This is a genomic window from Xanthobacter autotrophicus, assembly GCF_029991245.1.
In the GTDB taxonomy this organism is placed as follows: domain Bacteria; phylum Pseudomonadota; class Alphaproteobacteria; order Rhizobiales; family Xanthobacteraceae; genus Xanthobacter; species Xanthobacter autotrophicus_C.
Map to the genome: position 1 here is coordinate 17,278 of NZ_JAIVFO010000046.1, position 12,890 is coordinate 30,167.

Below are 12,890 nucleotides of genomic sequence, written 5' to 3' on the forward strand. Positions count from 1 at the left end.
CTCAATATTTCAACGCGTTGAGCTCGGCGAGGAGCGCGCTTTCGGCATCGTCCTGCGGCTGTGGCAAGCCCGCGGCGGGCGCCTCCTCGCGCCAGCCCAGCACCTCCTCTGCCAGATGGCGTACCAGGGCGTCGATGCTCGGATGATCGTAGGCGAGCGTGGCCTTGAGCAGAACGCCCAGGTCCTGCTCCAGCGCCGCCTTGAGTTCCATGTTCATGAGGGAATCAAAGCCCATGTCCTCCAGCGGCCGCGCCGGGTCCACCGCTTCGGGCGTGGGAAATTCCAGAGCTGTGGCAGCCAGTAGCCGGACATGGGCACGCAGCAGGCGCAGCCGTTCCGCCGCGCCCGCCGCCTCCAGCCGAAGGCGGAACGGGGGGGCAGCCGCGCCCGCCGCGTCCGGCGGCGCAGCGGCGGCGAAGCCCGCCAAAAGGCCCGATGGACCAACGCCCCTCTTCAACCCACCCTGCCAGCCGGTGGGCAGCACCGCCACATGACCGGGGCGGCGCGCCATGAGCTGCCCCAGCACCGCCGCGCCGGCAGCGGGCGAAATCCGGCCCATGCCGTCGGAATCCAGCGTTTGCGCCATTCCCGCCCCCTCCCACGGCCCCCAGTCGATGGCCTGCGCGGGCAGGCCGAGGCTGGCGCGATGCTCGGCGAGGGCGTCCAGTGCGGCGTTGGCGGCGGCGTAATTGGCCTGTCCCGGCAACCCCAGAAGGCCGGACGCCGAGGCGTACAGCACGAACATTTCCAGGGGTTCGTCCAGGGTCGCCCGGTGCAGCAGCCACGCCGCCCGCAGCTTGGGGGCGAGGACACGAGCGAAATGCGCCGGGCTCTGGTTCACCAGCAGCGCGTCGTCGAGCACGCCGGCGGCATGGATGATGCCGCGCAGGGGCGCCATCGTCTGCCGCAGCGCGGCGAGAAGATGCTCCACCGCCGCAGGCTCGCTCACGTCCGCCTCGAAGACCTCCACCCGCGCCCCGGCCCGGCGCAGGGCGGCCACCGCCTCCCGCGCGGCTTCGCCCGGCGCGCTGCGGCCCACCAGGGCAATGCTGCGCGCGCCGTGGCGCACCAGCCAGGAGGCGGCATGAAGGCCCAGCGCACCGAGCCCGCCGGTGACGAGGAAGGTCGCATCGCCGCGGATGGTATCGCCGGCCTCGGCCGCCGCCTGCCACAGCACGATCTTGCCCATGTGCCGGGCCCGGGCCATGTGCTGGAAGGCGGCGCCCGCATCATCAATGCCGAACAGCTCGGAGCGCAGCGGCACCAGCGTGCCATCGGCGAGACGGGCGACCATCTGAGCCATCATCTGCGCGATGAGGCCCTCATCCTGCTTGATGTCCCACAGGTCGAACGGGTGGTAGGCGATGTCGCGGCCCAGCGCCGCCACATCGGCCGCGCTCCAGATCCCCATCTTGCCGATCTCGATGAAGCGGCCGCCATCGGCCAGCGCCGCGAAGCTCTCGGCGATGGCCTCGCCCGAGAGGCTGTTCAGCACCACGTCCACGCCCCGCCCGCCGGTGCGGCGGCGGATCTCCGCGGCGAAGCCGGCGGTGCGCGAGTTGAACAGATGGGTCACGCCGTGGCGCCGCAGATGGCCCCATTTGGCCGGGCTGGCGGTGGCGAAGATTTCCGCCCCGGCGCGCTGCGCCACCTGGATCGCCGCCTGCCCGACGCCGCCCGCCGCCGCATGGATCAGCACCCGCTCGCCGCGTTTCAGCCCGGCCAGGCGGTCGAGGGCGTAATGGGCGGTGAGGAAGGCCAGCGGCAGGGTAGCGGCATCGCGGAACGACAGGCTCTCGGGCTTCGGCACCACGAACGCCGCCGGCACTCGCACCCGCCCGGCAAGGCTGCCCACGGTGAGGCCGGCCATCACCGGCATGTTCACGGCGAGGCCCGCGACGCCCGGCCCCACATCCGCAACGACGCCGGAGCATTCCAGCCCATAGGGCATCTTGTCCGCGCTGTCGGGCAACAGACCCATGCCGTGCAGCACGTCGCGGAAATTGAGGCCGCTCGCCACCACGTCGATGACCACTTCGCCGGGGCCGGGCGGGCGGCCGTCGAACTGCGGCAGCGCGATGGGGTGCTCCGGCGCGGCCGGGCGATCCGCCACCAGCCGCGCCGCGAAGCACACGCCCCGGCGCAAGGCCAGGTCCTCGCCCGCCGGCGCGGCGATCAGGCAGGCGGCGAGATCGGACAGGTCCGCCTCCCCCGCCGCCTCGGGGTCGAGATCGATGCGGGTCTGGCCGAAATCGGGATATTCCGACGCCGCCACCCGCGACAGGCCCCATAATCCGGCCTCCGCCACGCCGGTCACCGGCTCGCCGGCCACGCGCTGGGTGCCGCGCGTCACCACGTCCAGCCGCAGCGTGGCGCGATGGGCCGAGCGGCCCGCCGCCTGGATGAGCCGCAGCAGGCCGAGATGGGAGGCCGGCACGTCCGCCGCGCCGGGATCGGCCGGCGTGGTCGCCAGATAGACCATGTGGCAGCGGCCGTCCGGCGCCTTTGCCCGCGCGGCAGAAAGCCAGTCGCCCGGCACATCCGCGCCGGCGTCCCATGCGGAGGGCACATGCACCACCACTTCTCCGCGCGCCGCCAGCGCATCGGCGAGCCGGCGGACCAGCACCACATCGTCGCCCACAAGGGCGAAGACGCGCGGCGTGGGCGTGCCCGAGAGGTCTGCCCGCTGCCAGCGCAGGCGCAGCAGCTCCGGCTGGGTCGCGATGCCTTCGTCTTCCGCGAAGTCGGCGCCATGGGCGATCCGGACGAAGGCCACGCGGTCGAGCTGCGCCACCACCTGCCCCGTGGCGTCGCGCAGCATGAGATCCACATGGCAGGACCGCGCGGCGGGATCATCCCTGAGGCGCAGGATCGAGGTGACCGCGCTGCCGGCCGGGGCGAACACCGCCACCCGGCCGATGCCCCTCGGCATCCAGGTCACGCCCGGCCCGAGCTGCGGCAGGATCGCGCTCGAAGCAACAAGGCACGCATCCAGAAGCGCGGGGTGGACGAGATAGTCGGCGGCGCTGCCGCTCTCCCGCGGGAGTTCCGCATGGGCGGTGACGCCCTCTTCGACCATCGCAAGGTCCTTCAGACCACGAAAGGCCGGGCGATAGTCGAAGCCGAACTGCGTCAGCCCGCCATAGATGGCCGCGCCGGGCGTGCGGACCGCGGGGGCCGACAGGCCGGCACCCCATGCCGCCACGGGCGCCGGAGCTGAGACAAGACGCGCCGTCGCGTGCAACACCCAGCTGCCGTCCGCGCTGCGGGCGAAAAACTGCCATGCCCCCTCGGCGCCGACCACCGTCTGCGCCTCCACGGCGCCCCGGTCCGGCAGCACCAGCGGGCGCGTGATCGCCAGATCCTCGACCCCGGCGCCGGACCCCAGAGCCGCCCGGCCGTTCTGGAGCGCGACCTCGGCAAAGGCGGCCATGGGGAAGGTGGCCCGGCCGCCGAAGCGGTGGTCGAGCAGGAAACGATGCCGTTCGCCGCCGAGGGTGAGGGTGAAGCGCACCTCGTCGCGCCCGGCGAGGTCCACGCGACTGCCGGCAAGGCCGCGCGGCGCAAGTGCCGACACCCCATCGGGGCGCGGGATGAAATAGCTGCCGTGCTCGAACGGATAGGTGGGCAGCGACAGCCGCCGGCGCGGCGCGTCCACCGCCGCCCAGTCCGGATCAAGCCCCGCCATGTGTGCGGCGGCAAGGCGCGGAGCGATATCCGCCCACACGGCGCCGGTGGGGGCGATGGGGACCACGAATGTGTCCGGCGCCCCCTCCTCTGCCGAGGCCGGTACGCCCGCCAATTGAGCCCACCAGTAGGCCGGGCTGGTGACCTCGGCAGCGACGTCGCGGCCGAGCAGGCCCGACACCAGCGGCACGGCCGGCGGCTTCAGGGCGAGGGCGCGCACGGCGGCGATGAAATCAAGCCGCCCCGCCTCCACATCCGCGTGGCCCAGCGCCGCCTGCCGGGCGCGCAGCAGGGCGCCGGCATCCGCCAGCGAGAGAACGCCCGCAAGGCAGGCGGCGACCACCTCGCCCGCGCCCTGCCCGGCGATGCGATCGGGAACCACGCCCCAGCTGCGCCACAGGTTGGCCAGCGCATAGGCCATCACGAAGGCGGCGGTCGGGCCGCACGGTGCAGGCTTAAGGCCGGCTTCTTCGCAGGCTGCGACCGCGGCGGCGAAGGCTGGATCGCTCGCCATGAGCGCGCGTCCGCCATCGGACGGCAGGCCGTCGCCATCGGCACAGGCGAACAGCACCTGCGGCCGGCGCGCCGGCGCGGTGGCGATATCCGCCAGATGCTCCAGCCTGCCGGCCAGCTCGCCCACATTGGCGAACTCCACGGCGGCCCGCACCGGGAACCGGCCGCGCCCGGCATTGAGGGTCAGCGCCACCGCGCCGGGATCAGCCTGCGGCAGCACCGCGAGGGCCTGCGCCTGCCGGGTCGCCAGCGCCCGCAGCGCCGCCTCGGTCCTGGCGGACAGGGCGGCGATATAGCCGGAACGGCGTGGTGCCGGCGCCTCCGCCAAAGCTGGAGCCGCTTCCAGGATCACATGGGCATTGGTGCCGCTCATGCCGAAGGCGCTTACCGCGCCACGCATCGGCCCATCGGCGGGGAACGCAGCGGGCGCCGTGGGCACCGCGAGGCCCAGCCCCTCCCACGGCACGTAAGGGTTGGGGGCCGAAAAATGTAGGTTCGGCGGCACTTCCCCATGGCGCAGCGCCAGCACCACCTTGAGGAGGCCCGCCACCCCGGCCGCCGCTTCCAGATGGCCGAAATTGGTCTTCGCCGATCCCACCAGCACAGGCGCGGCGCGCTCCGCGCCATAGACGGCGCCCAGCGCGCGCAGTTCGATGGGGTCGCCCAGCATGGTCCCGGTACCGTGGGCCTCCACATAGCCCACCGACCGGGCGGGGATGCCGGCATCGGCGAGCGCGGCGCGGATCACCGCCTGCTGTGCGCTGCCATTGGGCGCGGAAATGCCGTTGCTGCGCCCGTCATGGTTCACCGCCGAGCCGCGGATCACCGCCAGCACCGGATCGCCGTCGCGGATCGCGTCATCCAGGCGGCGCAGGGCCACCACGCCGCAGCCCTCGCCCCGCACGAAGCCATCGGCATCGGCGCTGAAGGTGCGGCATCGCCCGGTGGGCGACAGCGCCTTCATCTGGCACAGGCCCAGCGTGATCTGTGGCGACAGGATGAGGTTGACGCCGCCCGCCAGCGCCCGGTCGCATTCGCCCGCGCGCAGGCTGCGGCAGGCGAGATGGATCGCCAGCAGGGACGAGGCGCAGGCCGCGTCCAGCGCCATGGCCGGGCCATGAAGATCCAGCGCATAGGCGATGCGGCCGGCGGCGAGGCTGCGCATCATGGCAAGGCCGGCATGGCCGTCGATCTGGTCCGCGGCGCGGCGATAAAGCCGCTCCTGGGTGTAATCGTCGGAATAGATGCCCACGAACACGCCGGTGCTCGACCCGGCCAAAGCCTGCGGCGACCATGAGGCGCGCTCCGCCGCCTCCCACGCCACTTCCAGCAGCAGGCGGTGCTGCGGGTCCATGGACGCCGCCTCGCGCGGGGAGATGCCGAAGAAGGCGGCGTCGAAGCCATCGATGTCATCGAGGCTGGCCATCTCCCGCGCATAGGCCCGGGCGGTGCCGGGATCATCCCCATCCCAGCGGTCGGCCGGCACCGGGCGCACCGCGTCGCGCCCCTCGCGCAGCAGGCGCCAATAGGAGTCCAGATCGTCGGCGCCGCCGGGAAAGCGGCAGCCAGCGCCGACAATGGCGATGGGCTCCCCCTGGGCGGAAGCCCGAGCCTGCGAGAGGCCGTCGCGCGATGTCACGGGCTCCGCCATGGCCTGGCTATGTCGCCGCAGGAACGGCGCAGGCCCCGGACGCGGCGGCGCCGGTTTCCCGCAGGCGCGCCAGCAGCCCGGCGAGGGTGGACGCCTCCCACACCACGGTCAGGTCCACCGGACGCCCGAGCGGCGCGGCAAGCTCCCGCGCCAGCGCGACGCCCAGCACCGAATCCAGCCCGTATTCGGCGAAGGCCCGGTCGCGTTCGATGGTATCGGGGGCGAGGTTGAGGTGAGCACCGAGCCATCTGCGGACGAAGGTCTCCAGGCCTGAACCGTCCAGACCCCCGCCATCCCCGCCGTGCTCCCGGCGCGACGGGTCTTGAGCCGCCGGCCGTGCGGCGGCGGCGCGCAGCTCGCGCTTCAGGATCTTGCCCGTGGGGTTGCGCGGCAGGGCGTCGACGAAGGCGAAGGCGGTGGGCACCTTGTAGGCGGCGAGGGTGCGCCGGCAGATCGCCTCCAGTTCCTGCGCGCCGGCGCCGGACCCCGGCTTGAGGACCACGTTGGCCCAGACCTCCTCGCCGAGGAACGGGTCGGCGACGCCGTACACCGCCGCCTCGGCCACGGCGGGGTGGGCGTAAAGCGCGTTCTCCACCTCGGCGGGATAGACGTTGCGGCCGCCGACGATGATGAGGTCCGTCAGCCGGTCCTCCACCGACAGGTAGCCCTCGGCATCCAGCCGGCCGATGTCGCCGGTGTGCAGCCACCCCCGGCGGATGGCCTTTGCGGTGTCATCGGGCCGGTTGAGATAGCCCAGCATGACGTTGGGGCCGCGCAGCACGATCTCCCCCGCCGCGCCGGGCGGCAGATCGCTGCCGTCGGCGGGATCGACGATGCGCAGCTCCACGCCGTCGATGGCGGTGCCGACCTTGCCGGGCCGCAGGCTGTGGGCATGGTTGTAGGTGGCGAAGGGCGAGCACTCGGTCTGGCCGTAGCCCTGGTGGATGGGCAGGCCCATGTGCCGGTGCCAGCGCTCCTCCACCTCCAGCGGCAAAGGCGCGGCGGCGGAAAACCAGTAGCGCACGCGCGGGCCGTCGGCCGGCGTGATCCGGCCTTCCAGCGCGAGGAAGGTGGTGGGGACGCCGAACACCATGGTCACGCCATCCGCGCGCAGCGCTTGAAGCACCGCAGCACGGTCGAACCGCCGCTGCAGCACCACGCAGGCGCCGGCAAAGAGGGCGGGCCAGAGGATGGCGTTCTGGCCGAAGCAATGGTGCAGCGGCAGGAACAGCAGCAGGCGGTCCGCGCCGGTGACGCCCATGTAGCGCACCTTGGAGCGCGCGGTGAACGCCACGTTGCCGTGCGACAGCATCACCCCCTTGGGGCGTCCCGATGTGCCGGAGGAATAGACGATGACGGCGGGATGCTGGTCCGGGACATCCTCCACAGCCCACGCCCCGGGGGACGCCCCGGGGGCCGTGGCCACCACGGCATCGAGCACGCGCAGGCCGCTCAGGGACAGCCATCCGGCAACTTCGCCCTCCGCCAGGGCGAGACGGCACCCGCTGTCGGCGAGGATAAAGGCGGTTTCCGCGGCGGCCAGCATGGGATTGATGCAGACCGCCACCGCCCCCAGGCTCAGCACGCCGAGGTAGCCGGCCACAAAATCCGGCCCGTTGGGCAGCACGAGCGCGACGAAATCCCCGCGCCCGACGCCCTCGGCCTGAAGCCGCGCGCGCACGCCGGCGGCTCGGGCTCGGACGTCCGCATAGGACGACACCCCACCCTCGAACAGCAGGCACGGCCTATCGCCGGGCATGTCGGCAAAAATACTGGCGACGTTCAAGTAATCGCCCCCTGATCTCGACGTTCCGCCCGGGAAAAAGGTGTTTTACCTCAAACCGTTATTATTTTTCGGCAACGCTACAAACCGGCCAAGCCGGCGTCAAGCGACACCCGCGAACCAAAGGCCGCAGGCAGGGCGGCAGGGCATGGGCGCGGCGCGCTTCCATCTCCCCACCGTTCGTTGGTTCCGGCGTGGCGGCGGGGAAGCCGGTGGCGTCCCGCCGTCATTCCGGTCGATCTAGGGAAGCAGCTCACCCTGCGTAAGACCGCACGAGGATTCCAGGGACCGCAGCAAGGGAATGCGATGGTCGTTCAAATAAAAATGATCCCCCCCATACAAGGTGAGGCTGAAACCGGCCGTCGACTGTCGCGACCAGGCCCGCAAATCCTCTTCCGCAATCGAATCACCCGTGCCGCCGAACGCGTGGATGGGAAAGTCGAACGCCTGCGCCTCCCGGAAGCGGTAGGTCTCGACCGCCTTGAGGTCGGCGCGGATCACCGGCAGCAGCAGGTCCAGCAACTCGCGATCCCCCAGCACCACGTCCGGCGTCCCGTTCAGGGCGCGCAGTTCGCCCACCAGCTCGGCGTCGGACAGCACGTGCAGGGGCGGACGGGACGGCGGCAAGTGGGGGGCGCGGCGCGCCGAAACGAACAGCACCGCCGGCATCGACGCCCCCCGCGCCCTCAGCCGCCGCAGGGTTTCAAAGGCGAGGAGCGCGCCCATGCTGTGGCCGAACACGGCATAGGGCAGATCGAGCCGGCGCACCATGGCATCGGCCAGCCCCTCGGCCATCTCGTCCATGGTCTGGAACGGCGCCTCGCGGATCCGCCCGCCATGGCCCGGCAGTTGAACCGGAACCACCTCGATGGCGGGATCGATGGCCGCCTGCCACGGCGCATAGGCGCTGGCATTGCCGCCCGCGAAGGGAAGGCAAAACAGGCGGAGCCGACGCGCGCCCCGCGTCGCGCCCCCCAGAAACCAGGGTGACGGTTCGCAACTCATCGGATGGCAACACGACGGAGGCGGGTGGCGGTATAATATTGCAATGCAACCCCCTGGCGTCCCGGACAGTCATCGCACCTTCTGCGGATCGGACGGCCTTTCGACGCTCCCGATTTTCCCGCCGGGGAACAGATATCCCCGCCGCGGATCACACTGCAATGCAATCTTGGCACGGGCCGACCGATAACGCGTTCTCTCTCGGATTTAGAGGGCGCTTCACCGCGCAAACTGGTTCAATTTGCCCGGATCGCGCTCTAGTCTCGCACCCGAGGCTGAGCTGCATCGAGTGATTCAAGCGCCATGAACGTTCACCGGACCCCTGTGATCCTCGTCGGCGCGCAGCGCCTTTCGCCGGCCGACGTATGGGAGGTGGCCCAGGGCATGAACCGCGTCGCGCTGGATGGCTCGCCGGCATTTCGCCAGCGCATCGAGGCTGGCTCCGACCTGCTCCGGCAGCGCATTGCCGGGGGCGAGCGGATCTATGGCGTCACCACCGGCTTCGGCGAATCAGTGGTCACCGAGGTGCCGGTTCACCTCACCGACGAATTGTCCCTGAACCTCGTGCGCTTCCACGGCTGCGGCACCGGCGCGCTGTTCTCGCAAACCGAGGCGGCGGCGGTGCTGCTGGCGCGCATCGCCTCTCTGTCCGCCGGCTGGTCGGGGGTGCGGTTCGAGGTGGTCGAGCGCCTCGCGAGCCTGCTGGAGCACCGTATCCTCCCGGTCATCCCCAGCGAGGGCTCGGTGGGGGCGAGCGGCGACCTCACCCCCCTGTCCTATGTGGCGGCCATGGTCATGGGTGAGCGCGAGGTCTACAGCGGCGGTGAGATCGTTCCGGCGGCCGAGGCCATGCGCGCGGCGGGCATTACCCCCATCGCGCTGGCGCCCAAGGAAAGCCTCGCCATCATGAACGGCACCAGCGTCTCGGTGGCGCTGACGGCCCTCGCCTTCGAGCGCGCCCGCTGGCTGGCCCGGCTGGCGGCAGCGCTCACCGCGCTCGCCAGCGACGTGACGCGCGGCAACCCGGCCCATTTCGATCCGCGCATCTTCTCAGCCAAGCCCCATCCCGGCCAGATGCTGTGTGCCTCCTGGATCGCCCAGGATATCGAGTACCAGCCCGGCACCGTGCACCAGGGCCGGCTGCAGGATCGCTATTCCATCCGCTGCGCGCCCCATGTGGTGGGGGTGCTGATCGACGCGCTGGACTGGATGAAGCCCTGGATCGAGACCGAGCTGAACGGCGCCTCCGACAACCCGCTGATCGACCCGGAGACCGGCGACCCGCTGTTCGGCGGCAATTTCTATGGCGGCCACGCCTGCTTCGTGGCCGATGGCCTGAAGAATACCACCGCCAACATCGCCGATCTCCTGGACCGCCAGCTCGCGCTCATCTGCTCCGCCGCCACCAGCAACGGGCTGCCGGAAAACCTGGTGGGCGCGGACGGCGATGGGCGCAGCGCGCACCATGGCTTCAAGGCCATGCAGATCGCGGCTTCCGCATTGACCGCGGAAGCTTTGAAGGCAACCATGCCGGCCAGCGTCTTCAGCCGCAGCACCGAGAACCACAACCAGGACAAGGTCAGCATGAGCACGATCGCTGCCCGTGACAGCCTGCGCGTGCTGGACCTGACCGAGACGGTGGCCGCCATCTGCCTGTTGGCGCTGGTGCAGGCGGTGGACCTGCGCCGGGGCGAGGGCTGCCACCAGCGCAGCCGGCTGCTGCGCGACGCGGTGCGGGCCAAGGTGCCCTTCAATGATCGCGACCGGCGCCAGGACGGCGACATCGCCATGGTCAAGGAGATGATCCAGCGGCGCACCCTGCCCCTGGACTTCAACTGATGCCCCAGCCGACGCTGTCCCCGGCCGCGCCCGCCCTGACCAACCAGCAGCGCGCCCGCGCGGTCCGGCGGCTGTTCCTGGGCATCGCGCTCCATATCTTCTTCTGGGACATCGTGATGACGCGGGGCCCGCTGAAGCGGCTCCGCAGTCCGCCGGCCCCGCGCTGGGCCGCCCTCGCCCGCCGGTATCGCCAGGAGGCCGAGCGCCTGGGCGGCGTGCTCATCAAGCTCGGCCAGTATGTGAGCGCCCGCGTGGACCTCCTGCCCGAGGAGGTGACAACCGTCATGGCGGACCTGCGCGACGCGGTGCCCCCCGTGCCCGGCCCGCAGATCATCGCGCAGATCGAGGCGGACTTTCTCCTCCCCATCACCGGCCTCTACCGCAGCTTCGAGCCGGTGCCCATCGGCGCGGCCTCGCTGGGACAGGCCCACCGGGCGGTGCTGCCGGAGGGCCAGCCGGTGGTGGTGAAGGTGCTGCGGCCGGGCATCGACGCCATCGTCGCCAGCGACCTTGAAATCGTCGGCCAGTTCATCCGCCAGCTCAAGCGGCTGGAGAGCATCCGCAAGCGGGTGGACCTCGACCTGCTGGCCAGCGAATTCACCGCGGTGACCTATCGCGAGCTGGATCTCGTAGCGGAAGCCCGCAACTGCGAGCGCTTCGCCAGCGAGTTCGCCCACGATCCCGCCATCCACACCCCAACCATCTACTGGTCCCGCAGCGGCCGGCGCACCCTCACCATGGAGGATGTCTCCTACTTCCCCATCCACGACGTGCTCGGCTTTGAGGCCGCCGGCATCGACCGCCGCCGCGTCGCCAGCAAGCTGATGGATTGCTATCTCGACCAGGTGTTCCGGCACGGCTTCGTCCATGCCGATCCGCATCCGGGCAACCTGTTCGTGCGGCCGCTGGCGGCGGATGGCGAGAGCGCGGCGGGCTGGTCGCCCTCCAGCCTCGCCTCGGGGCGGGTGCACGTTCCGCATGTGCCCAACCGGCCGTTCCAGGTGGTGTTCATCGATTTCGGCATGGCGGTGCAGATCCCCGAGCGGCTGCGCCAGTCGCTCACCACCTATGCCACCGGCATGGTGGCCCGCGACGCCTACACCATCGTCCAGTCCTATGTGGAGGGCGACCTGCTGCTGCCCGACACCGACCTCGACGAATTGGAGCGCATGACCGCCGCGCTCATCAACAAGTTTCCCCACGCGCTGGTGGGGCAGGTGCGCAAGCGCGACCTGACGCCGTTCGCCGAGCTGTCCGAGGAATACCAGACCCTGCTCTACAACTCGCCCATGAAGATGAAGGCGGAGCTGTTGTTCGTCTTCCGCGCCATGGGCATCTGCTCGGGGACGGTGGCGGGCATCGATGCCGCCTTCGATCCCGCCGAGCGCTTCATGCCGCTGGCCCAGCGGCTGGTGGCGGACGAGCTGAAGCCGGATTCCGACCGGCTGAAGCGCCTCGTTTCGGCCACCGTGCGGCTGCCCATGCGGCTCGACAATCTCCTCACCGCGCTGGAGCGCGGCAAGCTGCGCATCCGCACCGACAGCGGGGACCGCCGCCGCGACGACATCCGCCAGCTCACCCGCGCCGCCAACCGGCTCGGCGTCGCGGTGCTGGCCGGCAGCACCATGATCTGCGCGGTGCTGCTGGGACGGCAGGGCGAGATCGTCACCACCCCCACCGGGCTCGCGGTGCTGGCCATCGCCGGGGTGGCGGCCGGGGTGCTGATCAGCCGGCGTTCCTAGAGCGTTTTCCGTTCGTCTCAGCTCACGGAAGCCGCTCTTGAGTCTTGTGTTGACGCGCCTTCTTCACGCGGACCGCTCCCCACGTCTTTCGAAAGCGCCTTGAGGGGCGCCGCCAGGATTTCCCCGACGAAGGCGACGAAATTCGCCTTGGCGTCGTAGCGGGCGAAATCCTGTTTCAGGCGCTGGGCCGCCTCGCGGTATCCCGGCGATGCCAGCAGGCGTGCCACCATCTCGCGCACGCGCTCGGCGGTCACCTCGTCCTCCCGCAGGTTTTCCGCCGCGCCGGTCTTGGCCACCATGGTGCCGTAGGACAATTGATCGGTGTTGCTGGCGATGCCGAGGAACGGCGTTCCCGCCACCAGCGCCTGGCAGCCGCTGGAGGCGCCGCCGTTGCAGATCACCAGCGCCGCGCGCGCGGCCGCCGCATCCCCCGGCAGATAGTCGGCGACGAAGGCGTTGGCCGGCACGTCGAGCACGATGCCGGGATGGGCGGTCGCCGCGATCACCGTCACCGGAAGCTCGGCAAGCCCGGCGAGGATCGCCTCCAGAAGCGCCGGCTCGCCCGAGCTGCCGAGATTGACATAGATGACCGGCTTGTCGTCCGGCACCGCGTCCCACCACAGGGGCGGCGCGATCTGCGGGCTGAAGTCGAGCGGGCCGATATGGCGGTGGT

General features: G+C 71.1%; 6 protein-coding genes. 2 read left to right on the forward strand and 4 right to left on the reverse strand.

Translation table 11 applies throughout. The annotated features are described in order from the left end of the window. Window position 1: 1 nt before the first annotated feature. The 3 genes from K9U41_RS10090 to K9U41_RS10100 form a co-directional block, all read right to left on the reverse strand. On the reverse strand, window positions 2–5,839 hold the full coding sequence (locus tag K9U41_RS10090) for a type I polyketide synthase (protein ID WP_282640709.1): 5,838 nt from the start codon (window positions 5,837–5,839) through the stop codon (window positions 2–4). Window positions 5,840–5,858: 19 nt separating this feature from the next. After that, complete coding sequence (locus tag K9U41_RS10095) at window positions 5,859–7,637, reverse strand: AMP-binding protein (RefSeq protein ID WP_282640710.1); 1,779 nt, start codon at window positions 7,635–7,637, stop codon at window positions 5,859–5,861. A 237-nt stretch (window positions 7,638–7,874) separates the two neighbouring features. Beyond that, entirely contained in the window at window positions 7,875–8,639 is a 765-nt protein-coding gene (locus tag K9U41_RS10100; RefSeq protein ID WP_282640711.1) for a thioesterase II family protein, read from the reverse strand. Window positions 8,640–8,939: 300 nt separating this feature from the next. On the opposite strand from K9U41_RS10100, the gene K9U41_RS10105 reads away from it, so the two are divergent. Together K9U41_RS10105 and K9U41_RS10110 are read left to right on the forward strand one after the other, a co-directional pair. After that, window positions 8,940–10,475, forward strand: a complete 1,536-nt coding sequence (locus K9U41_RS10105; RefSeq protein ID WP_282640712.1) for an HAL/PAL/TAL family ammonia-lyase — start codon at window positions 8,940–8,942, stop codon at window positions 10,473–10,475. Further along, on the forward strand, window positions 10,475–12,217 hold the full coding sequence (locus K9U41_RS10110; RefSeq protein WP_282640713.1) for an ABC1 kinase family protein: 1,743 nt from the start codon (window positions 10,475–10,477) through the stop codon (window positions 12,215–12,217). Before K9U41_RS10105 ends, K9U41_RS10110 begins: the two co-directional genes overlap by 1 nt. Before the next feature lie 17 nt (window positions 12,218–12,234). Here K9U41_RS10110 and K9U41_RS10115 read toward each other — a convergent pair. Next, window positions 12,235–12,890, reverse strand: a 656-nt coding sequence (locus K9U41_RS10115; RefSeq protein ID WP_282640714.1) for a glycosyltransferase, incomplete at its 5' end; no start/stop codon positions are given.